Source organism: Noviluteimonas lactosilytica, assembly GCF_020866925.1.
Taxonomy (GTDB): domain Bacteria; phylum Pseudomonadota; class Gammaproteobacteria; order Xanthomonadales; family Xanthomonadaceae; genus Noviluteimonas; species Noviluteimonas lactosilytica.
This window is the reverse complement of the sequence record NZ_JAJGAK010000001.1, coordinates 294940-316169: the sequence shown is the minus strand read 5'-3', so window position 1 is coordinate 316169 and position 21230 is coordinate 294940. Positions and strand designations below refer to the sequence as shown.

25 protein-coding genes and 1 tRNA gene are annotated in these 21230 nt (G+C 68.2%); 10 read left to right on the top strand and 16 right to left on the bottom strand.

The window, feature by feature from the left end:
- Positions 1 to 14 precede the first annotated feature (14 nt).
- Genes sdhA through LK996_RS01520 form a run of 5 tightly spaced genes read left to right on the top strand, consistent with a single transcriptional unit; the run spans position 15 to position 3661 of the window.
- Positions 15 to 1805: a succinate dehydrogenase flavoprotein subunit gene (gene sdhA / locus LK996_RS01540; protein WP_230525416.1), complete on the top strand. Its 1791-nt coding sequence runs from the start codon at positions 15 to 17 to the stop codon at positions 1803 to 1805.
- An 18-nt stretch (positions 1806 to 1823) separates the two neighbouring features.
- Positions 1824 to 2606, top strand: coding sequence for a succinate dehydrogenase iron-sulfur subunit (locus tag LK996_RS01535; protein WP_230525415.1), 783 nt, complete (start codon positions 1824 to 1826; stop codon positions 2604 to 2606).
- Between the two features lie 5 nt (positions 2607 to 2611).
- The gene (locus LK996_RS01530; protein ID WP_230525414.1) at positions 2612 to 3031 is read left to right on the top strand and encodes an MAPEG family protein; all 420 of its coding nucleotides are present in this window, start codon (positions 2612 to 2614) and stop codon (positions 3029 to 3031) included.
- Complete coding sequence (locus LK996_RS01525) at positions 3028 to 3267, top strand: FAD assembly factor SdhE (protein WP_230525413.1); 240 nt, start codon at positions 3028 to 3030, stop codon at positions 3265 to 3267. The genes LK996_RS01530 and LK996_RS01525 overlap by 4 nt, the downstream gene beginning before the upstream one ends.
- Positions 3268 to 3271: 4 nt before the next feature.
- Positions 3272 to 3661, top strand: coding sequence for a DUF1801 domain-containing protein (locus tag LK996_RS01520; protein ID WP_230525412.1), 390 nt, complete (start codon positions 3272 to 3274; stop codon positions 3659 to 3661).
- 42 nt (positions 3662 to 3703) lie between these two features.
- On the opposite strand, the gene LK996_RS01515 is transcribed toward LK996_RS01520, so the two are convergent.
- Positions 3704 to 4051 (bottom strand): GFA family protein, encoded by a 348-nt coding sequence (locus LK996_RS01515; protein WP_230525411.1) that lies wholly within the window; start codon positions 4049 to 4051, stop codon positions 3704 to 3706.
- Positions 4052 to 4078: 27 nt separating this feature from the next.
- Here LK996_RS01515 and LK996_RS01510 point away from each other — a divergent pair, with 27 nt between their 5' ends.
- Positions 4079 to 5344, top strand: coding sequence for a hypothetical protein (locus LK996_RS01510; RefSeq protein ID WP_230525410.1), 1266 nt, complete (start codon positions 4079 to 4081; stop codon positions 5342 to 5344).
- A gap of 130 nt (positions 5345 to 5474) precedes the next feature.
- A complete protein-coding gene (locus LK996_RS01505; RefSeq protein ID WP_343225861.1) occupies positions 5475 to 6503 on the top strand; it encodes an AI-2E family transporter in 1029 nt (342 codons plus the stop codon).
- A gap of 43 nt (positions 6504 to 6546) precedes the next feature.
- Here the strand turns inward: LK996_RS01505 and LK996_RS01500 are convergent.
- The 13 genes from LK996_RS01500 to ccmA form a co-directional block, all read right to left on the bottom strand.
- Positions 6547 to 6633, bottom strand: a tRNA-Leu gene (locus LK996_RS01500).
- A gap of 34 nt (positions 6634 to 6667) precedes the next feature.
- Complete coding sequence (locus LK996_RS01495) at positions 6668 to 7120, bottom strand: DUF2214 family protein (RefSeq protein ID WP_230525408.1); 453 nt, start codon at positions 7118 to 7120, stop codon at positions 6668 to 6670.
- 4 nt (positions 7121 to 7124) lie between these two features.
- Positions 7125 to 7766 (bottom strand): cysteine dioxygenase family protein, encoded by a 642-nt coding sequence (locus tag LK996_RS01490; protein WP_230525407.1) that lies wholly within the window; start codon positions 7764 to 7766, stop codon positions 7125 to 7127.
- A gap of 44 nt (positions 7767 to 7810) precedes the next feature.
- Positions 7811 to 8929 (bottom strand): homoserine O-acetyltransferase MetX, encoded by a 1119-nt coding sequence (gene metX, locus LK996_RS01485; protein ID WP_230525406.1) that lies wholly within the window; start codon positions 8927 to 8929, stop codon positions 7811 to 7813.
- Between the two features lie 4 nt (positions 8930 to 8933).
- The gene (locus LK996_RS01480; protein WP_230525405.1) at positions 8934 to 9980 is read right to left on the bottom strand and encodes a tetratricopeptide repeat protein; all 1047 of its coding nucleotides are present in this window, start codon (positions 9978 to 9980) and stop codon (positions 8934 to 8936) included.
- Complete coding sequence (locus tag LK996_RS01475; protein ID WP_230525404.1) at positions 9980 to 10426, bottom strand: cytochrome c-type biogenesis protein; 447 nt, start codon at positions 10424 to 10426, stop codon at positions 9980 to 9982. The genes LK996_RS01480 and LK996_RS01475 overlap by 1 nt, the downstream gene beginning before the upstream one ends.
- Entirely contained in the window at positions 10423 to 10986 is a 564-nt protein-coding gene (locus LK996_RS01470) for a DsbE family thiol:disulfide interchange protein (RefSeq protein WP_230525403.1), read from the bottom strand. The genes LK996_RS01475 and LK996_RS01470 overlap by 4 nt, the downstream gene beginning before the upstream one ends.
- Positions 10983 to 12902, bottom strand: a complete 1920-nt coding sequence (locus LK996_RS01465) for a heme lyase CcmF/NrfE family subunit (RefSeq protein ID WP_230525402.1) — start codon at positions 12900 to 12902, stop codon at positions 10983 to 10985. The genes LK996_RS01470 and LK996_RS01465 overlap by 4 nt, the downstream gene beginning before the upstream one ends.
- Position 12903: 1 nt before the next feature.
- On the bottom strand, positions 12904 to 13401 hold the full coding sequence (ccmE, locus tag LK996_RS01460; RefSeq protein WP_230525401.1) for a cytochrome c maturation protein CcmE: 498 nt from the start codon (positions 13399 to 13401) through the stop codon (positions 12904 to 12906).
- Positions 13398 to 13580: a heme exporter protein CcmD gene (gene ccmD, locus LK996_RS01455; protein ID WP_230525400.1), complete on the bottom strand. Its 183-nt coding sequence runs from the start codon at positions 13578 to 13580 to the stop codon at positions 13398 to 13400. Before ccmD ends, ccmE begins: the two co-directional genes overlap by 4 nt.
- A complete protein-coding gene (ccmC, locus tag LK996_RS01450; protein ID WP_230525399.1) occupies positions 13577 to 14329 on the bottom strand; it encodes a heme ABC transporter permease CcmC in 753 nt (250 codons plus the stop codon). The genes ccmD and ccmC overlap by 4 nt, the downstream gene beginning before the upstream one ends.
- 21 nt (positions 14330 to 14350) lie before the next feature.
- Positions 14351 to 15022, bottom strand: a complete 672-nt coding sequence (gene ccmB, locus LK996_RS01445) for a heme exporter protein CcmB (RefSeq protein WP_230525398.1) — start codon at positions 15020 to 15022, stop codon at positions 14351 to 14353.
- The gene (gene ccmA, locus LK996_RS01440) at positions 15019 to 15651 is read right to left on the bottom strand and encodes a heme ABC exporter ATP-binding protein CcmA (RefSeq protein ID WP_230525397.1); all 633 of its coding nucleotides are present in this window, start codon (positions 15649 to 15651) and stop codon (positions 15019 to 15021) included. Before ccmA ends, ccmB begins: the two co-directional genes overlap by 4 nt.
- A gap of 225 nt (positions 15652 to 15876) precedes the next feature.
- On the opposite strand from ccmA, the gene LK996_RS01435 reads away from it, so the two are divergent.
- Positions 15877 to 17142 carry a DUF6056 family protein gene (locus tag LK996_RS01435; protein ID WP_230525396.1) on the top strand — a complete coding sequence of 422 codons (1266 nt, stop codon included), beginning with the start codon at positions 15877 to 15879 and terminating at the stop codon, positions 17140 to 17142.
- A 9-nt stretch (positions 17143 to 17151) separates the two neighbouring features.
- Here the strand turns inward: LK996_RS01435 and LK996_RS01430 are convergent, their stop codons facing one another.
- A complete protein-coding gene (locus LK996_RS01430) occupies positions 17152 to 17682 on the bottom strand; it encodes a DUF3293 domain-containing protein (RefSeq protein WP_230525395.1) in 531 nt (176 codons plus the stop codon).
- A gap of 80 nt (positions 17683 to 17762) precedes the next feature.
- Between LK996_RS01430 and LK996_RS01425 the strand changes: the two genes are divergently transcribed.
- Both LK996_RS01425 and LK996_RS01420 read left to right on the top strand, forming a co-directional pair.
- Positions 17763 to 18911 (top strand): pyridoxal phosphate-dependent aminotransferase, encoded by a 1149-nt coding sequence (locus tag LK996_RS01425; RefSeq protein WP_230525394.1) that lies wholly within the window; start codon positions 17763 to 17765, stop codon positions 18909 to 18911.
- A 35-nt stretch (positions 18912 to 18946) separates the two neighbouring features.
- Positions 18947 to 19759 carry an amidohydrolase gene (locus LK996_RS01420; RefSeq protein ID WP_230526801.1) on the top strand — a complete coding sequence of 271 codons (813 nt, stop codon included), beginning with the start codon at positions 18947 to 18949 and terminating at the stop codon, positions 19757 to 19759.
- An 86-nt stretch (positions 19760 to 19845) separates the two neighbouring features.
- Here the strand turns inward: LK996_RS01420 and LK996_RS01415 are convergent, their stop codons facing one another.
- Positions 19846 to 21210 carry a sigma-54-dependent Fis family transcriptional regulator gene (locus LK996_RS01415; protein WP_230525393.1) on the bottom strand — a complete coding sequence of 455 codons (1365 nt, stop codon included), beginning with the start codon at positions 21208 to 21210 and terminating at the stop codon, positions 19846 to 19848.
- Positions 21211 to 21230: the final 20 nt, after the last annotated feature.

The following is a 21230-nucleotide window of genomic DNA, read 5'->3' as shown; positions in this document are numbered from 1 at the left end:
AAGACGCGCCTGACATGACCACTGCCTACAAGATCCAGGAACACAAGTACGACATGATCGTCGTCGGCGCCGGCGGCGCCGGCCTCCGCGCGACCTTCGGGCTCGCGCAGAAGGGCCTGTCGACGGCTTGCCTCACCAAGGTGTTCCCGACGCGTTCGCACACCGTCGCGGCGCAGGGCGGCATCTCCGCCGCGCTCGGCAACATGGGCGAAGACGACTGGCGCTTCCACTTCTACGACACCATCAAGGGGTCGGACTGGCTGGGCGACCAGGACGCGATCGAGTACATGTGCCGCGAGGCGATCCCCGCGATCATCGAACTCGAACACCAGGGCGTGCCGTTCTCGCGTACCGAAGACGGCCGCATCTACCAGCGTCCGTTCGGCGGCATGACCACGCACTACGGCAAGGGCATCGCGCAGCGCACGTGCGCCGCGGCCGACCGCACCGGCCACGCGATCCTGCACACGCTCTACCAGCAGTCGCTCGCGCACAAGGCGCAGTTCTTCATCGAATACTTCGCCCTCGACCTGATCATGGACGAGGAGGGCGCCTGCCGCGGCGTGCTGGCGCTCGACATGGCCGAAGGCACGTTGCACCTGTTCCGCGCGCAGGGCGTGGTGCTGGCGACTGGCGGCTACGGCCGCGCGTACTTCTCCGCGACCTCGGCGCACACCTGCACGGGCGACGGCGGCGGCATGGCGCTGCGCGCCGGCCTCGCGATGCAGGACATGGAGTTCGTGCAGTTCCACCCGACCGGCATCTACGGCGCGGGCTGCCTGATCACCGAAGGCGTGCGCGGCGAAGGCGGCATCCTGCGCAACAGCAATGGCGAGCGCTTCATGGAGCGTTACGCGCCGAACGCGAAGGACCTCGCCTCGCGCGACGTCGTGTCGCGTTCGATGACCATCGAGATCCGCGAAGGCCGCGGCGTGGGCCCGCAGAAGGACCACATCTTCCTCGACCTGACGCACCTGGATCCGAAGGACATCCACGAAAAGCTCCCCGGCATCGCCGAGAGCGCGAAGATCTTCGCGGGCGTGGACGTCGAGAAGGAACCGATCCCGGTCATCCCGACAGTGCACTACAACATGGGCGGCGTGCCGACCAACTACCACGGCGAAGTCGTGCAGTTGAAGAACGGCAACCCCGACGCCGTGGTGCCGGGCCTGTACGCGATCGGCGAAGCGGCGTGCGTGTCGGTGCACGGTGCGAATCGCCTCGGCTCGAACTCGCTGCTCGACCTCGTCGTGTTCGGTCGCGCGGTCGCCAATCGTTGCGCCGAAACGATCACCCCGAACGGCCCGCACAAGGACCTGCCGAAGGACGCCTGCGACAAGTCGCTCGCCAACTTCGACCGCCTGCGCCATGCCAACGGCTCGCTGCCGACGGCGGAGATCCGCAACAACATGCAGCGCGCGATGCAGGCCGACGCCGCGGTGTTCCGCACCGGCGAGACGCTGGCCGAAGGCGTGGCGAAGGTCCGCGAGATCAATGCGTCGTTCGCCGACGTGCGCGTCAGCGACCGTTCGCTGGTGTGGAACTCCGACCTAGTCGAAACGCTCGAGCTGCAGAACCTGCTCGGCCAGGCGCTGACCACGATCGTGTCGGCGGAGAACCGCAAGGAATCGCGCGGCGCGCATGCGCGGGAAGACTTCCCGGAACGCGACGACGAGAACTGGCACAAGCACACCGTGTGCTGGGTCGACGACGCGGGCGAAACCCGCATCGACTATCGCCCGGTGCACATGTACACGCTCAGCGACGACGTCGAAGTCGTGCCGCCGAAGCCGCGCGTCTACTGATCGGGGGAACGAGAGACCATGGCTGAATTCACGCTCCCGAAGAACTCGAAGATCGGCAAGGGCAAGCACTTCCCGGCGCCCGCCGGTTCCAAGAACGTGCGCACCTTCAAGGTGTACCGCTGGAACCCGGACGACGGGCAGAACCCGCGCGTCGACACCTACGACGTCGATCTCGCGACCTGCGGCCCGATGGTCCTGGACGCGCTGATCAAGATCAAGAACGAGATCGACCCGACGCTGACGTTCCGTCGTTCGTGCCGAGAAGGCATCTGCGGTTCGTGCGCGATGAACATCGACGGCACCAACACGCTCGCCTGCACGCGCGCGATCAGCGACTGCACCAAGAACGAAGTTCCGATCTATCCGCTGCCGCACATGGCGGTGGTGAAGGACCTCGTGCCGGACCTGACGCACTTCTACGCGCAGTACGCGTCGATCCGTCCGTGGCTGCGCACGCAGACCGCCGCGCCGACGCGCGAACGCCTGCAGTCGAAGGAAGATCGCGCGCTGCTCGACGGCCTGTACGAATGCATCCTGTGCGCCTGCTGCTCGACGAGCTGCCCGAGCTACTGGTGGAACGGCGACCGCTACCTCGGCCCGGCGATCCTGCTGCAGGCGTACCGCTGGATCATCGACTCGCGCGACGAAGACACCGGCGCGCGCCTGGACGACCTCGAAGATCCGTTCAAGCTCTATCGCTGCCACACGATCATGAACTGCGCGCGCACGTGTCCGAAGGGGTTGAACCCGGCGCGTGCGATCGGCGAGATCAAGAAACTGATGCTGGCGCGGCGCGGCTGATCGACATGATCGACGCGGAGATCTTCAAGCCCGCGTTCGCCATGGCCGGACTGACGTTCATCGTCTTCGTCCGCATGTACTGGTTGCGCCTCGCGGAGCTGCATCGCGGGGGCATCGCTGCGCAGGCGGTTGCGACATCGCAGGAATCCGCGCGCCTGCTGACGGATACGCGTGCGTCAGACAACTTCCGCAACCTGTTCGAGCTGCCGGTGTTGTTCTACGCCGCGCTGTGCGTGGCGGCGATCACGGGCCTGGTCACGCCGGTGTCGCTCGGTCTCGCGTGGACCTTCGTCGTGCTGCGCGTGCTGCACAGCCTGGTGCACTGCACGTACAACCGAGTGATCCATCGCTTCCTGTTGTACGTCGCGGGCGCATTCGTCTTGTTCGCGCTGTGGGGCTGGCTCGCGTGGCAGGTCCTGCGATGAACGACGACATCGAAATCCGCAAACTCAAATGGCGCTGCCGCCGCGGCATGCGCGAACTCGACCAGTTGCTCGAACGCTGGCTCGACACGCAATGGCGTCAGTCGAATGCAACCGACCGCGCCACCTTCCTGCGCCTGCTCGACAGCGAGGACGACCGCTTGTGGAAGTGGTTCCTCGGCCATGAGCCCGCGCCCGATCCCGAACTGCAGGCCCTGGTCGAACGCATCCGGAGCTAGCGACATGGCGATGAAGAAGACCGTCCCCGCCGAATCCCCCGACGCCTACGTGCAGGCGATCGCCGGTTGGCGCAGGACGCTCGTCGACACGCTGCGCAAGTCGGTGCTCGCCGCGGGCAAGGTGGAGGAGCGCATCAAGTGGGGCCACCTCGTGTACTTCCACGAAGGCCCGGTGTTGCTGATCCGCGCGGAAGACGCGCGCGTGTTGTTCGGTTTCTGGCGCGGCAAGCGCCTGCGCGACCTCGACGAACGCATGAAGGCGGGCGGCAAGTACGAGATGGCGACGATCGACCTGCGCGAAGGCGACGAGATCACCGCCGCGCAGGCGAAGAAACTCGCGAAGGCCGCGATCGCACTGAACGTCGAACTCGGCGATCCGACGCGCCTGTCGTAACGCGCGCGGCGCGACGCGAGACGACGCGCGCGACGCGACGCGCTACAGCGCGCGTCCGTCGAACTCCTGCACCGGGATCTTCGACAGATCGATGCCCTCGATCGTGCGCAGGTTCACCGCGGCGATGCGGTTGCCCTGCGGGTCGTTGGCTTCGCCCCACACGTGGATGCCGCAGTTCGCGCAGAAGTGGTGTTCGATCGCGTGCTTGTTGAAGGTGTACGACGACGCGGCCGATTCAGGCGTGGTCAGCACGAACTTGTCGCGCGGGACGAACCACAGCATCGAGGCGCGCCGCGAACACATCGAACAATTGCAGGTCAGGCCGCCCTGGATCTCGCCTTCGGCCTCGAAGGCGACTTGACCGCAGTGGCAACTCCCTTTGTAGTGCATGGCTGTGACTCCGGGGACGAGAGCGACATGATCCACCTTTTCGGCGAGGGCAACAGGACCGCTTCCGCAAGGATCGCGGCCTTGCTCGAGAGCCGGTGGCTGCTGGCCGCGGCCGGCGTGGCGATCGTCGCGCTCGGCGCCGCGCTGGCGCTGTGGTTGCAGCCGCAACCGCACAGCGATTGGGGCTACTACTGGGACGCCGCGGGCAAACCGGAGTGGTACCAGCGCGGCGGGCTCAGCCTCTGGCTGCTCGCCGCGCTCAAGGCCACGGGGATGTCGCCCTGGGTCGCGGCGTCGGTGCTCAACGCGGTGGCGGTTGCGGTGCTGCTGCTGGTCATGCACGCCAGCGACACGACGAAGGGGCATCTGCTCACGTGGCTCGTCGCGGCCTACCTGTTCCTGATCGCGCCCTTCATCGGCATCGTGCAACTCGACATGATCGCGGCCGCGCAACTGGCGTTGGGCGCATGGATGGTCGTGTCGCCGCCGAAATCGTGGCCGCGCGCGGCGAGCCTCGGCGTCGCGATCGCGTTGTTCGCCATGGGCGTTTCGACGAAACCGCAGTACGCGCTGATCGCGTGGGGTATGACAGGGCTGTTCGCGATCGCGTGGCTGCTGTTGCGCAGACGCAGCAACCCGTCCGCCCTGTTGCTCATGGCCGTGCTGTTCGCCGGTTCGGTCGCGGGGTTCGCCGTCGACCTCGGCATGCGCAGCTTCAGCGGACGCACCGAGAGCATCCGCACGAGTTCGGCCGTCACGTTGTATGGCGGTCTGCTCGTTTCGTCCGATGGCAAGGGGTGCGGCTACTGGAAGCCGGAAGCGACGGAGGCCGCGATCTCCGACCTCGGCCGGCCGCTGCACGAAGCCGTCGTCGACCGTTTGCGCGACAAGCCGGCGACCCACTGGCTCTCGATCATGGAATGCAAACTGCCGCAGATCGTGAGCCCGCCCTCGTACGCGCTGTATTGGCTGATGGAAAGCCCCAACGTGCGCGCCGAACGCGAAGCGCATCCCGCGCGCGCGAACATCGAACTTCAATACCGGCGCGTGGCCTTCGTGGAGTACAGGGTCTACGCACTGATCGCGTGGGCGATCCTGCTCGCGACGATCATCGTCGCGGTGCATCTGTGGCGCCGCGGCGAACCGCTCGTCGCGTTGTTCGGTGTGCTGTGGATGCTCGCGTTCTGGGGCGTGCACCTGGTGTTCGAAATCCAGGGGCGGTATTTCCTGGGGATGTTCCTGTTGCTGCCGTTGTGGTGCGCGTTGATGTTGCGCACGCAGCGAGGGCGATGAGCGAAGCGTCGGACTGCTGAGCTTGCGCTGACGGGCGCCGGGCGCGCGCAGTTCACGTGACGCCAACGTTGCGTGGCCGAGATTTCGCGAACTCGCGCGTGGACGATGCCGTCATGAAGCGGTCGCTCTTCTGAACACCCTGAGGCCGATCGCGCCGCTGGAAATCATCGCGGCCCTCCTGGTGCTGGCGGCGCTCTACCTCGGGCGATCGCTGTTCGCGCCGGTGGCCATCGCCCTCTTCATCGTGGCCGTCGCATGGCCGCTGCAACGCACGTTGCAGCGACGAATGCCCCGCGTGCTCGCCATGGTCGCCACGCTCATCGCGACCGCCGCCGTCGTGGCGGCGATGGCGAGCGTGGTGCTGTGGGGACTCAGTCGCGCGACACAGTGGGCGATCGCGAACGCCGCCAGCTTCCAGGCCTACTACCAGCGCATGGACGCATGGCTCGAAGGGCACGGCCTGTACCTGGCGAGCGAGTTCATCCACAACTTCGATCCGCGCTGGCTGATCGGCGTGATGCAGATGGTGGGCGTGGGGCTCCAGCAGATCGCGAGCTTCGTGGTCATCGCGCTGGTGTTCGTCGTGCTGGGGCTGCTGGAAGTGGATGCGATGCGCGTGAAGCTGGTGCAGGCGGGCAGGGCGGACATCGTCGACGCGTGCCGCGCGACCGCATCGAAGTTCCAGCGCTACATGGTCATCCGCAGTGCGATGAGCGCTGCGACCGGTCTCGGCGTGTGGGCGCTGTCGTATGCACTCGGCGTGGACCTGGCGGTGGAGTGGGGCGTGATCGCCTTCGCGTTGAACTTCATTCCCTTCCTCGGTCCGTTGTTCGCGACGGTGTTGCCCACGCTGTTCGCGATCGCGCAGTTCGGATTCGGAATGGTGCCCTTGGTGATCTTCGCCGGGTTGAACGTCGTGCAGTTCCTGATCGGCAGCTACCTGGAACCGCGCATCGCGGGCCATCGACTGTCGGTGTCGCCGTTCCTGGTGCTGTTCGCGGTGTTCCTCGGGAGCATGCTCTGGGGCATCGCCGGCGCGTTCATCGGCGTGCCGGTGTTGATCGCGTTGATCACGTTCGCCGAGCATCACCCGGCGATGCGTTCGTGGGCGGTGTTGCTGGCGGGGGACGAGGCGGTGGAGAAGACGCAAGCGGAGTAACGCGACAAACAAAAAAACCCCGCTTTCGCGAGGGCTTTTGTTTTGGTGCCGGAAGTGGGACTCGAACCCACACGCTTTTAAGGGCGGCGGATTTTGAGTCCGCTGCGTCTACCGATTCCGCCATTCCGGCGCGGACGCGCAGTATAGCCCGGGTGCGTGGTCGCTCAGAAGCCGCCGTAGCGGGCCATCGCCGCGGCGAGGACGAAGATCGCGGCGAGCAGGACCAGTTCGATGCGCAGGATCGTGCGCAGCTTGGCGAGTTCGGCAGCCTCGGGCACGAAGGAAGGCTGCGCGCGCTGCGCCTTGCGCCAGCGCAGGAAGCGCATGGTCGGCAGGATCGAGAGCAGGCCGACCAGCACGAACGCGCCGACCTTGGCGTGGAAGTACGGGTTGTGCAGGTAGAAGTCTTCGCCCTTCACGCCGAGGAAGACGCGCGCCAGGCCGACGACGAGCAGCAGGCCGGCGCACATGCCGTAGCCGCCGTCGAGTTTCGCCAGGCGCGGGATCGCGTCGCTGGTGAGCGGGCCGCGGAGCAGCACGGCTTCGGCGACGAGCATCGCCGCGAGGCCGAATACGAGCAGGTGATGGAGCGCGGCGAGTCCGAGGTCGGTCGCCATGCGATCAGGCCGCCTCGTCCGTAGCCATCACCGCGCTTTCGCGCACGAACCACTCGCCGTTCTCGTTCTGCCTCGGCGCCTTCACGAACTTGGAGCAGCACTCCATCGGCGCCTTGTAGATGTGCAGCGAGATCGCGATGTCGTCGGTGCTGGCGTTGTGGATCGTGTGGTACTCGTGGGGCGGGATCAGGCTGCCGGCGCTGCCGGGGCCTGCGTGCATGCCGCCCGCGGCGCGGAAGCGGAAACGTTCGCCGTCGCGGCCGAGCAATTCGTACTGCACGATCTCGAGCTGGCCGTCCCATACGCCTTCCACGCACCACAGGCCCGAGTGATCGTGCAGCGGCGTGCCCTGGCCCGGGCCCCACGTCATGCACACGACGCTGTAGCCGTGCGTCGGGCTGCGATACAACTCGCGACGCGCGTAGTGGTCGACGATCGGCTCGTGCACGCACGCGGGCAACTGCACGTCGCGGTCGCGGATCATGCGGCACAGCGCATCGCGCAATGCGGCGGTGACCTGGTGTTCGTCATCGTGCGCGACGGCGGCGTCGATCGCGGCGACGAGCTTGTCGCGACCCGGGAAATCGACGTCGGGGCAACAGTCGGAGGCGTTGTCGGAACCAGGGGCGGCGGGCGACGCGTTCATGGCGATGTCCACGGGGCGTTGGGTGACGTCGTCCCGGATTGTACTCAGAGGGATGACAGGAAATTGCGAACTGCAGGGCCAAATCGCGCGATGTCGACGAGGAACGCGTCATGGCCCTGCGGCGAGGGCAGGGGCAGGAACTCGGTGTCGGCGCCCGCGGCGCGCAGGCCGTCGGCCACTTCTTCCTGTTGCTGCAGCGGGAACAGGATGTCCGTCTTCACGCCGATCGCGAGCGCGCGGTCGACGCGGATCCGGCGCAGGCCGGCCTCGACATCCCCGTCTCCGTATTCGGCGAGATCGAACCAATCCATGGAACGGCTGAGGTACAGGTAGCAATTGGGATCGAAGTGACGCACGAAACGACGTGCGTGGCCTTCGAGGTAACTTTCCACCTCGAACTCCAGTCCGAACGGCTCCTCGTCCTCGCGCCGGTCAGAGTCCAGGCGCACGCGTCCGAAGCGCCCATCCCACTCCAGCGCCGAGCGATACGTGATCACGCCGAGCTTGCGCGCCATGCGCATCCCCGCTTCGGGGTACTGCGTGTCGTCGTCGTAGTCGCCGTGGTTCCAGTTCGGATCCAGGCGGATCGCTTCGCGCTGCAACGAACGGATCGCGATGGAGAACGGCAACGCACGCGCGCTGCCGGAAATGTTGATGTGCGCGCGCGCCGAGTCCGGGTGCAACAACAGGTAAGCGAGCGCGACCATGCCGCCCATCGAATTGCCGACCAGGCACGCGAGCGTGTCGACGCCAAGCGACTTCACCACTTCGAATGCGGCGTTCGCGCCGTCCTCGACGGACAACTCGGGGAATGCGAGTCCATACCGCGTGCCCGTCGCGGGGTTCACCGATGCAGGACCGGTCGAGCCCTTGCAGCTGCCGAGCGAGTTCACGCAAATCACGAACCAGCGATCGGTGTCGATCGGTTTGCCGGGACCGACCATCGCGTCCCACCAACCCGGTTCCGGGTTGCCTTCGTTCGACGCGGCGTGCGCGTCGGGCGAGAGGCCGGTGACGATCAGCACCGCGTTGTCGCGCGCGGCGTTGAGCGTGCCCCAGGTTTCGTAGGCCATGCGCGCATCGCGCAGTTCGCCGCCGCGCTTCATCGCGAAGGGCGAGGGGAGGGTGTGCCAGCGCGTGGCGGGTGGGATGAATTCGGTCATGCCGCTACTGTCGCATCGAACCGATGGTCAGATCGACCGGGGTCGTCGCGGGCAGCGTCACGCGCGCGGGCGCGGATTCGAGGTCGCCGGCCTGCGGGATCGCGTCGCCGCTGGCGGAAATGCGGGCGAGCACTTCGACGTCCTTCAACGCGGAGAGCTTCGCGGTCGGCATCGGGCTGTCGCCGTCGTCGAGCGTCACGTCGAGCGGCAGGTCCGACAACGCGTGGCGTTCGACCGCGACCGGCATCGGCGGGCCGCCGGCTGCGCGCGCGATGACGAACACCGTCGCGTCGCCGCGCAGGCGTGCGCGCGCGGCGAGGTCGGGGTCGAGTTGCACGCGTACGTGCAGGGCGTTGGCGGTGGCGGTCGCAGCGCTCGCGGTCGGCGTCGCCGGCTGCACGGGTGCGGCGAGCGGCGCCATGCCCGCCGCCTTGCGCGCGTCGTTGATCTGGCCGCGCAACGAGTTGGCGGTCGCGCCGTCGACCATCGCGAGCAACGGTTCCCACGTACGCACGGCTTCCGCGTCGTCGCCGGCCTGGCGCTGCGCGATGCCGAGGAACCAACGCGCGCGCTGGTGTTGCGGCTGCACTTCGAGCGCCTGCTGCAGCATCGTCACCGCCTGCGCGTCGAAGCGGCGTTCGGGTGCCGCGAGCGCGCGCGCCTGCGCGGCCTCGACCAGCACGTCGGGCTCCTTCGGCGTGAGCTTCGCGGCGTGCGCGTACGCATCGCGCGATTCGGCGAAGCGCTGGCTGTTGCCGAGCGCCTGGCCGAGCAGGCGCCAGCCTTCGGGCTGGTCGGGGTTCTTCGCGAGTTCGGCCTGCAGTTGCTTGATCGCATCGTCGAGCGTCTGCGGCATCGCCGCGTTCGCCTGCACTTCGAGCGCGGCCGGCGTGCCGACGACGCGATACAACGCGACCGCGGCGAGGCTGAAGCACACCGCGATGCCGATGACGACCTTCGGCGATTCGCGCAGCAAGGGTCGCAGCAACACGACGGCCACGACGAGGACGAGCAAGGCGCCTGCGATGGCGAAACTCAAGGCGGGCGACATCACCACTCCTGGTCGGGTTCTTCGGCGACCGGCGTGGTCGTCGCGCGCTTGCGCACGATGCGTGCGATGACGAAGCCGCCGGCGAGCAGCAACAATGCGGGGCCGAGCCACAGCAGCCAGGTCGTGGCTTCCATGCGCGGGCGATACAGCACGAACTCGCCGTAGCGCGCGACGAGGAACTCCTTGATCTCCGCGTCGCTGCGGCCTTCGCGCATGAGGTCGAGCACTTCGCGGCGCAGGTCGTAGGCGATCTGTGCGTTGGAATCGGCGAGCGACTGGTTCTGGCACATCACGCAGCGCAGTTCGGCGACGAGCGCGTGGAAGCGCGCTTCCTCGGCCTTGTCCTGGAACTGCAGCGGCGCGACGTCGGTGCCGACCTGCGCCTGCGCGGGCAACGTCGCGAACAGCGACGACACGGCGAACAACAGCGCGAACAACAGCCTCATGGCGTCGCCTTGCCTTGCGGATCGATCGCGTCGAGCGCGGGAATCAGTTCGCCTTCGATGAGCGCATCGGTGAGCGGACCGACATGCTTCCAGCGAATCGTGCCGTTGGCGTCGACGAGGAAGGTTTCCGGCGCACCGTAGATGCCCCAGTCGATCGCGGCCTTGCCTTCGAGGTCGGCGATGACGAGCCAGTACGGATTGCCGAACTGGTCGAGCCAGCGCAGCGCGTCTTCGCGCTCGTCCTTCCAGTTGAAGCCGACCAGGCGCACGCGCTTGGTTTCGGCGAAGCGCGTGAGCACCGGATGTTCATCGCGACACGACGGGCACCAGCTGCCCCAGACGTTGAGCAGGAACGGCGCGCCCTTGAGATCGGCGAGCGTGATCGTGCGATCGGGTTCGTGCAGCACCGGCAGCGAGAACTGCGGCGCGGGCTTGTCGATCAGCGGCGAAGGCAGCGCTTCGCGATCCGGGTTGCGGCTCAGCCACACGCCGGCGGCGAGCAGCACCGCGAGCGCGAAGAAGATCGCGAGCGGAATGAAGCGCGATGCGCGGCTCGTCATGCGGACACCTCGCTGCGGCGGAAGCGGCGATCGGTCGCCGTGACGAAGCCACCCAACGCCATCAACGCGGCGCCGAACCAGATCCAGCGCACGAACGGCTTGGCGTGCACGCGCACGGCCCAGGCGTCGTCGCCGAGCGGTTCGCCGAGCGCGACGTACAGGTCGCCGCGGACGCCCGGCGCGATCGCGGCTTCGGTCATCACCTGGCCGCCGCTGGCGTAACGGCGCTTTTCCGGATGGAGCGTCGCCATCTCGGTGTCGCCGTCGAACACGCGCACGGTGCCCTTGTCGGCGATGTAGTTGGGGCCTTCCTTGTGTTCGACGCCGTCGAAGACGAACGTGCGCCCTTCGACCGCGACCGACTGGCCCGGCGCGAGCGCGAGTTCGCGCTGCTGCGCGAGGCCTTCGACGAGCAACGCGCCGACGAGGAAGATCGCGATGCCCGCGTGCGCGAACGTCATGCCGAGCATCTCGGCGGTGAAGCGCGAGCCCTTCGACGTGAAGCGCGTCCACAGGAAGCGTACGGTGCCGGCGGCGACCCACGTCGCGCCCGCGATGCCCGCGGCGACTTTCCACGCACCCTGCGGCGCGAGGAAGTACGCGCCGATGCCGACGCCGACCGCCAGGCCCGCCCACGGCACCAGCATCGCGATCGGGCGCGAGGGCTGTTCGCGCTGCCAGCGCGTCAGCGGACCGAACGGCAGCAGCATCACCAGCGGCGTCATCAACAGCGTGAACAGCAACGCGAAGTACGGCGGCCCGACCGAGATCTTGCCGAGCGACAACGCATCGGCGAGCAGCGGATACAGCGTGCCGATCAGCACCATCGCGCACGCGGTCGACAGCAGCAGGTTGTTGGCGAGCAGCAACGTCTCGCGCGAGCTTGCGGCGAACGGCGCGCCGTCGTTCTCGCTCGGTGCACGCAGTGCATACAGGAGCAGCGAACCGCCGACGACCGTGCCGAGGAACATCAGGATGAACAAGCCGCGCGTCGGATCCGCGGCGAACGCGTGCACGCTCGTCAGCACGCCGGAGCGCACAAGGAAAGTGCCGAGCAGCGAGAGGGAGAACGTGGCGATCGCGAGCAGCAGCGTCCAGCCGCGGAAGCTGCCGCGCTTTTCGGTCACCGCCTGCGAATGCAGCAGCGCCGCGCCGGCGAGCCACGGCATGAAGCTCGCGTTCTCCACCGGATCCCAGAACCACCAGCCGCCCCAGCCGAGTTCGTAGTACGCCCACCACGAACCGAGCGCGATGCCGGCGGTGAGGAAGCCCCACGCGATGTTGGTCCACGGGCGCGTCCAGCGCAGCCAGCGCGTGTCGACCTTGCCGCCGAGCAACGCGGCGATCGCGAACGCGAACGGCACCGAGAAGCCCACGTAGCCGAGGTACAGCATCGGCGGATGGATGATCATCCCCGGATCCTGCAGCAGCGGATTGAGGTCGCGGCCTTCCATCGCCGCGGGCAGCAGGCGTTCGAATGGATTGCTGGTGAAGATCAGGAACGCGAGGAAGCCCACCGACACCAGGCCCATCACGCCGAGCACGCGCGCGATGACCTCGGCGGGCAGGCGCCTGGAGAACATCGCCACCGCACCGGTCCACAACGCGAGGATCAGCGCCCACAGCAGCAACGAGCCTTCGTGCGCGCCCCACACCGCGGTGAAGCGATACACGGTCGGCAGCAGCGAGTTGCTGTTCTGCGCGACGTAGCGCAGCGAGAAGTCCTGCATCACGAACGCGTGCGTCAGCAGGCCGAAGGCGAGCGCGACGAGCCCGAGTTGCAGGTACGCCGCCGGGCGCGCGACCGCCATCCACGAAATGCGTCCGCGATGCGCGCCGGCGAGCGGCAACACCGCCTGCACGGCGGAGACGAGCAGCGCGAGGATGAGGGCGAGTTGTCCGAGTTCGGGAAGCACGTTACTGCGCACCCTCGGTCGGCATGGAGGCGTCGTTCGGCACTGTGTCGACGTCGTGCTTCTTGTGCGCCTTGCCCATCTTGTCGGCGACTTCCTTCGGCATGTACGCCTCGTCGTGCTTGGCCAGCACTTCCTCGGCGACGAACACGTTGCCGCGCATGCGGCCGGTCGCGACGACGGCCTGCTTCTCGCGGAACAGGTCCGGCAGGATCCCGGTGTAGACGACCGGCAACATCGCGTCGCCGTCGTCGACCTTGAAGTGCGCTTCCATCGAACCCGGCGCGCGCGCGAACGAACCGCCCGCGACCATGCCGCCGAGGCGGAAGCGCGCCTGGCCCGAGGTCACCGCTTCGCCGGCGCGACCGTCGAGGATTTCGGCGGGCGTGTAGAGATAGGCGACGTTGCGCTGCAGCGCCATCGCGACGAGCGCCACCGCGATGCCCGCGGCGACGACGAGCGCAAGGACGTACCACAGGCGACGCTTGCGGGTGGGGTTCATTCGGATTCGGTCCTGCTCAAGGTGGCGTCGGGGGCCGGGCGCCTGGTGGTGGTGCGCGCGGCGCGCAGCTTCGCGGCGCGCAGCTGGCGCGCGATGTCGATGCGCGGGGCGACGAAATCCCACAGCAGCACGACGAAGAACACGGCGTAGGCGGCGACGACGTAACCGAAGTAACTCATCGCGCACGCTCCTGCGCCATGCGCACGACCCAGTCCTTGCCCGCTTCGCGGCGCAGGTTGTCGGCGCGCGCGCGGGCGAGCAGCGAACCGACGAACCACAACTTGGTCGCGACGATCATCGCGAACAACGGCGGCAACATGCTGGCGTCCATCTGCGACTGGCCGAACACGCTGATGGTCTGGCCCTGGTGCAGCGAGTTCCACCACACCACGGAGTAGCGGATCACCGGCAGCAACGCGACGCCCACGAGCGCGAGCAGGCCCGCGGCGCGTGCGCCCTGGCGGCGGTCGTCGATCGCGTGGTACAGCCCGATGATGCCGAGGTACAGGAACAGCAGGATCAACTCGGTGGTCAGCCGCGGATCCCAGTCCCACCACGTGCCCCACATCGGCTTGCCCCAGATCGAACCGGTGGCGAGCGTGATCACGGTGAATGCCGCGCCGATCGGCGCGCAGGCCATCGCGAGGATTTCGCAAAGCTTGATGCGCCACACCAGCGCGATCGCCGAATAGAAGGCCATCAGCCCGAACACGAACATGCTCATCCACGCCGACGGCACGTGGATGTAGAGGATGCGGAAGCTGTCGCCCTGCTGGTAATCGGCGGGCACCTGGAACAGCGCGGCCCACAGGCCGTACGCCATCACTGCGAGCCCGAGCGCGTACGCCCAGGGCGCCCAGCGCGCGGCGAAGCGATCGAAGTAGGGCGGGGAACCGAGTTGGTGGAACCAGCGGACGAGCGGATGCATGCGGGTCAACTCAAGGGCGATTCAACTGAGCGCGATCCGGATCGCGGCGGCGGCGGCGATTGGGGCGAGCACCAGCGCCATCACGAGGCCGGCGCCGAGCAGCAACAGGGGCGCGGTGGCGTCCAGGCCTTGCGCCGCGACCGCGACGGCGCCCGCGCCGAAGACGAGCACCGGCACGTACAGCGGCAGCGCGAGCAACGCGACAAGGATACCGGAGCGGCGCATCCCGACGGTTAATGCCGCCACCACGGCGCCCAGCAGGCTGAGCAGCGGCGTGCCCAGCGCGAGCGAGGCCATCAGCACCGGAAGCTGGCCGCGCGGCAGGTGGAGGAGTTCGCCGAGCAGCGGGGTCGCGATGAGCAGCGGCAGCGCGGTCGAGGCCCAGTGCATGAACGTGCGGACCAGCACCAGCCACGCCAGCGGCACGGGCGCGAGCATCCACTGTTCGAGCGATCCGTCCTCGGCATCGCTGCGGAACAGCGTGTCGAGCGCGAGCAGGCCGGCGAGCAGCACCGCGAGCCACAACACCGGAGCCGCGACGCGTTCGAGCTCCCGCGCTTGCCCGCCGAGCGCAAGCGCGAACAACACGACGACGAGCAGCGCGAACAACGCCGGCTGCAACGCATCGCCGCGACGACGCCACAACAGGCGCGCATCGCGGGCGAGGAGCGCGCGGGCGGCGGATAGCATCATGCGGCGCGCACCAGTTCGAGCATGCGCGTGCGCACCGGGGGCGCGGCATACGCGCCGTGCGTGGTGAGCAACGCGGCGCCGCCTTCGCGCAGGTGCGCCTGCACCATGCGATTGACCAGGTTGATGCCTTCCAGGTCGAGGTTCGCGTACGGCTCGTCGAGCAACCACAGCGGCGCGGGCGAGAGCCACAGGCGCGCGAGCGACAGGCGCTTCTTCTGCCCGGCCGAGAGTTGGCGGGCGAGGGTGTCTTCGTAGCCGGAGAGGCCGACGATCGACATCGCGTTTTCGGGCAACTGGCCGCGGCGACGACCATGCAGGCCGCACAGGAAGCGCAGGTTCTCGAGCGCGGTGAGGTCGGCCTTCAGTGCGGGCAGGTGACCGAGGTAGGCGATCGCGCGGGCACGCAGCGCGACGGCGGCGGGGCGGCCGTCGATGTCGATCTCGCCCTCGTCGGCGCGCAGCAACCCGGCCAGGACGCGCAACAACGTCGTCTTGCCCGAGCCATTGTCGCCCTGCACCAGCAACGCCTCCCCCGCGTCGACCGAGAACGCAAGGGGGCCGAACACGGGTTGTTCGTTGCGCGCGAAGCGCAGGCCGCGTGCAGCGAGCAGCGGCGGGGCGTTGGACACGTCGGGATCAGGGCCGTGCGAGTTGCGGCATTTTAGCCCCCGGAGGGCCGGGACCGCGACGGTGCCAATTTGCCCTCCGATCGGCCGCCCTGGCCTCCTGCGCGCGCGGCTGGACGATGGACGTGCTCGTGCGGTTTTTCCGCACGCGCGTTTGCCCGAAGTGCCGATGCCCGGGGAGGGGCGTGCGCCGTTCGATGGGGCCTCCGCAACACCGGCCCCATTTCCATGCGATTCCCCACTCCCCAGCGCGGCGGCGAACGCCCCACCGCGCTCGCCGCCTGCGCGGCCATGCTCGTCACCTTGTGCGTGCTGCATGTCGCGGTGTTCGACCGCAAGCCCGATTACGACGATGCGTATTTCGCCGCGGCGCTCGATCATCAGACGCTCGGCGCTTTCCTGCTCGAACGCTACATGCGCTGGTCCGGTCGACTGCCGATCGACGCCTTCGCGGCGCTGTTGCTCGACCACCTGTGGATCTGGCGCATCGTCAATGTCGCGATGGTCGTGTGGTTGTGCGCGAGTGCGGCGCGGCTCGGGTTCGGCCGCCGGCTCGGGCCGTTCGCGGGCACGGGATGCGCGTTCGCGCTGCTGTGGTGCATGCCGTCGCCCGTGTTGCGCGACGCCGCGTGGTGGGTGTCGGGTTCGTTCAACTACCTGTGGCCGACCGCGGCCGGGCTCGCGGCGATGGTGCCGTTGTTCGATCGGCGCACGCGCGGACCGTGGGCCTGGGCCGGCATCGTCCTCGCGGGCGGCTTCGCGGCGTACCACGAGCAGGTGGCGCTCGCGATGCTGGGCATCGGCCTTCCGCGCGTGGCGTGGTTGTGGCGCACGAAACGCCTGGGGCGCGGCGAAGTCGTCCTGATGGTGTCGATCCTGGTCAACGCCGCGATCAACTTCGGCGCGCCCGGCATCCAGCATCGTTATGTCGTGGAAATCGGGAACTTCTATCCGACGTTCGACCAGCTGACGTTGTGGGACAAGGGCGTGCTGGGACTCGAGGTGCTGGCGAAGCTCGCACGTTCGAGCAACGTGCTGCTGGTGTTGTCGTGCGGGGCGTTGGTCGCGCTGTCGCTGCGCGCCACGATGCCGCGCGGCGCGCGGATCGGCGTGCTGGCGGCCTGCGCGTTGCTGGTCGTCGCGGTGATCGCGCCGAAGCTGTTGCCGCCCGTGCTCGTGGCGTGCGCGCTCGTCGGCCTGGTCGCCGGTATCGGGCTGGTGGTGCAGGAGGACGATCGACGCGAAGCGGTGTGGCGCGCGTGGACGTTGGCCGTCGGCTTCGGCACGCTCGCCGCGATGGCGATGTCGCCGACCGTGCATGGCTCGGGGTCGCGCACGTCGTTCGTTGCGTGCATCGCGCTGCTCATCGCGACGTGCCGGCTGCTGGTGGAGGTGCGTGCGCGATTCGGCCAGCGCGCGTTCGCGTGGACGATGGGCGCCGCGTGCGTGGTCGCGCTGTTGCGCGTGTTCGAAGAGGTCGCGAAGGCGGCCTGAAGCCGCCGGTCAGTCGTGCGGCACGTCGCGCGGCGTGCCCAGGCGGGCGCCGCGGGTCTTGAGGTTCAGCGGCGCCCACTCGACGTGGTCGCGGTGCTTGGCCATCAACGGCTGGTTGGCGTACATGCGCAGCCGCACCGGCTCGCCGCGCGACCACACCAGGGTGCCGAGTTGCCCATGGCGCAGGGCGAGGCGATCGAACTCGGCATCGGGCATGTCCATCACGACCCAGCTCGGCTCGCGCCAGCTGCGGTTCGGAGCCGAGCTGAACCCCGGACGGAACGCCAGGCCGCTCGAAAGCAGGGCGGTGTGCAGCGCTTCGTCGGCGCGCCGGTTGACGGCTTCCTCGCGCGGGATCGACTGCGGATCCCACGCCGACAGCAGGCCGAAACGCTGGCTCAGCGGGAAGAACGCCTCCAGCTCCGGCGCAGGGTGGCCGATGCGCAGCGTGCGCCATTCCCCATCGAGCTCCCAGCGGTATTCGGCCGCGTAGTAGGCGTCGAGCAGGGTGGCGATGCGGAGGTCGTTTTGGAGGGACATGAGGGCGTGATTTAACGCCACCCATGCACCTTTCGTAAACTCCGGGGCCCGGACCCCCACATTTCCCGCACGGAAGGCCCATGCACGTCGAGACCAAGTTGCCGAAGGTCGGCACGACCATCTTCACCGTGATGTCGCAGCTCGCGATGGAGCACAAGGCCGTCAACCTCGGCCAGGGCTTCCCCGATTTCCCCGTGCCCGACCTGCTGGTGGAAGCGCTCGACCGCGCGATGCGCGACGGCCACAACCAGTACGCGCCGATGACGGGCATCCCCGCGCTGCGTAACGCGATCGCGCACAAGACCGAGCGCGTCTACGGCTGGCGCCCGAACGCCGATACCGAAGTCACCGTCACTTCGGGCGCGACCGAGGCGATCTTCGACGCGATCCACGCCGTCGTGCACGCGGGCGAAGAAGTGATCGTGCTCGACCCGTGCTACGACTGCTACGAACCGGCGATCGAACTCGCCGGCGCACGCGCCGTGCACGTGCCGCTCGACCCCGTCACCTTCGCACCCGACTGGCAGCGCGTGCGCGACGCGATCACCCCGCGCACGCGCATGTTGATGATCAACAGTCCGCACAACCCCTCGGGCGCGATGCTCTCGGCCGCCGACATGCAGGAAGTCGCGGCGATCCTGCACGGCACGAACATCTTCCTGCTCTCCGACGAGGTCTACGAGCACATCGTGTTCGACGGCGCGCGCCACGAATCGGCGCTGCGTTACCCGGAACTGCGCGAGCGCGCCTTCATCATTTCGAGCTTCGGCAAGACCTACCACTGCACCGGCTGGAAGGTCGGCTACTGCATCGCGCCGCCGGCGTTGTCGGCGGAGTTCCGCAAGGTCCACCAGTACAACGTGTTCTGCACGTTCGCGCCCGCGCAGCACGCGTTCGCCGCGATGATCGAACGTGCGCCCGAGCACTACGAGGAACTCGGCGCGTTCTACCAGGCCAAGCGCGATCGCTTCGCCGCGCAGCTGCGCGAAACGCGCCTGGCGCCGTTGCCGGTGCCGGGCGGTTACTTCCAGCTCGTCGACTACAGCGCGGTGAGCGACCTCGACGACCTCGCGTTCTGTCGCTGGCTCACCACCGAACATGGCGTCGCCGCGATCCCGCTGTCGCCGTTCTACGAAAGCCCGCCGGCCGGCCAGCGCCTCGCGCGCCTGTGCTTCGCGAAGAACGACGCGACGCTCGACGCGGCGCTCGCGCGCCTGCGCACCCTGTAACGCCGCCTTCGCGCAGGAGCGATAGAGTGACCGACATGAAGGACCTCCGCGTTTCGCTGGTGCAGGGCGACACCCGCTGGCACGACCCCGCGGCGAACCGCGCGTACTACGCGCACCTGATCGCGCCGCTGCACGGCATGACCGACCTCGTGCTGCTGCCCGAAACGTTCACCAGCGGCTTCAGCAACGACGCCATCGACCAGGCCGAAACGATGGACGGCCCGACGATCGCGTGGTTGCGCGAACAGTCGGCGAAACTCGACGCGGCGATCTGCGGGAGCGTGCAGATCCGCGTCGACGCGGGCGGTGATGGCGACGGCGTCTACAACCGCCTGTGCTTCGTCACGCCCGACGGCGCGCTGTCGACCTACGACAAGCGCCACCTGTTCCGCTACGCGAAGGAACACGAACGCTACGCCGCCGGTCGCGATCGCATCACCATCGAATGGCGCGGCTGGCGCATCTGCCCGCTGGTCTGCTACGACCTGCGCTTCCCGGTGTTCTCGCGCAATCGCTTCGACGTCGAACGCCCGCAAGGCCTGGACTACGACCTGCTGGTCTACGTCGCCAACTGGCCGGCCGCGCGACGCATGGCCTGGAACACGCTGCTGCGCGCGCGCGCGATCGAGAACCTGTGCTTCGTCGCCGGCCTCAATCGCGTGGGCACCGACGGCAACGGCCTGAAGTACGACGGCGAAAGCGCGGTGATCGATTTCATGGGGCGGCCGTTGAGCGAGGCGGCCGGCGAAGAGTTGGTCACGACGACCTACCTGGACGCGAAGGAATTGCTGGCGCATCGCGCGCACTTCCCGGCGATGCTGGACGCCGACGCGTTCTCGCTGACGTGAAGAAAAGCAAAAACAGGGGTCAGAGCACAATTATCACAAGCGGATAATTGTGCTCTGACCCCCGTTTTTGTTTTTGCTTTCCGCCTTCAACGCCCGATCGGCAGGTGCGCGGCCGTCACCATGCCGCCCTCGCTGAGGATCACCGCGCGTTCGATCGCGTTGCGCAGTTCGCGCACGTTGCCGGGCCAGGCGTGCGCGGTGAGCGCGGCGATCGCATCGTCCGACACGCCCGCCGCGGGACGGCCGATGCTCTGGCCGACTTCGTGCAGGAAGGCTTCGACGAGCAGGGGAATGTCGTCGCGGCGTTCGCGCAGTGGCGGCAGGGCGATGTCGAAGACCGCGAGCCGGTTGAACAGGTCCTCGCGGAAGCTGCCGTCGCGCGTCGCCGTGGCGAGTTCGCGATGCGTGGCGGCCAGCACGCGCACGTCCGCGCGCAGCGTGCGCGTGCCGCCGACGCGCTGGTAGTCGCCTTCCTGCAACACGCGCAGGAGTTTGACCTGCACCTCCGGGCTCATCTCAGCGACCTCGTCGAGGAACAACACGCCGCCCGATGCGAGTTCGATCCTGCCCGGATGCGCCGATTGCGCGCCGCTGGAGGCGCCGCGCTCGAGGCCGAACAGTTCGGCTTCCAGCACGCGTTCCGGCAGTGCCGCGCAATTGAGCGCGACGAACGGTCCGTCGCGACGCGGCGACGCGCGATGGATGAAACGTGCGACGACTTCCTTGCCGGTGCCCGATTCGCCGGAGAGCAGGACCGTCGTGTCGGTGGGCGCGATCTTCGTCGCGAGCTCCAGCACTTCGCGCCAGCGTCGCGAGCGGCCGAGCGTGCGGTGCGCGCTGCGCGCTTCCAGTTCGTCCGACAGCGCCTGCACGCGGCGTTCGAGTTCGCCGGCATGCTCGCGCGCGGCGGCGCTGCGGCGGGTTTCGTCGGCGAGCGTGTGCGCCAAGCCCTCATGCGCGAGCGCGAGCGTTGCGAGTTCGGCGATGACGAGCAACGCTTCACCGTGTTCGCGGGTGAAACGACCCGGCGTGCGCGAGACGAGCAGCACCGAGCCCAGGCGACGATCGCGATGTTGCAACGGCACGCGCAACAACGCGCGGTAGCCTTTCTCGAGCGTCAGTCGATCGAGCGGATACGCGGGGTCGAGTTCGACGCCGGCATCGCGGATCACGACCAGGAAACGATCGGCGTCGGGCCAGTACGCGGGCGAGTAATCGTTGCGCGCGAACACCGCGCCTTCGAGCGCCTTGAGACTGTCTTCGCCCGCGGCGGCGACGGCGCGCACGGTGCCGTCGCGCTCCAGCTTCACGATGCCCATCGCATCGAACGGCACCAGCGTGCGGCACGCGTCGGCGACGCGATCCCACACTGCGCGCACTTCGAGCGAGTCGGCGATCGCGCGCGCGATGCCGGCGAGCGCGGCCTGCAACGCGGGCGCCTGATCGGACATGGCGCGATCATACGCCCGGG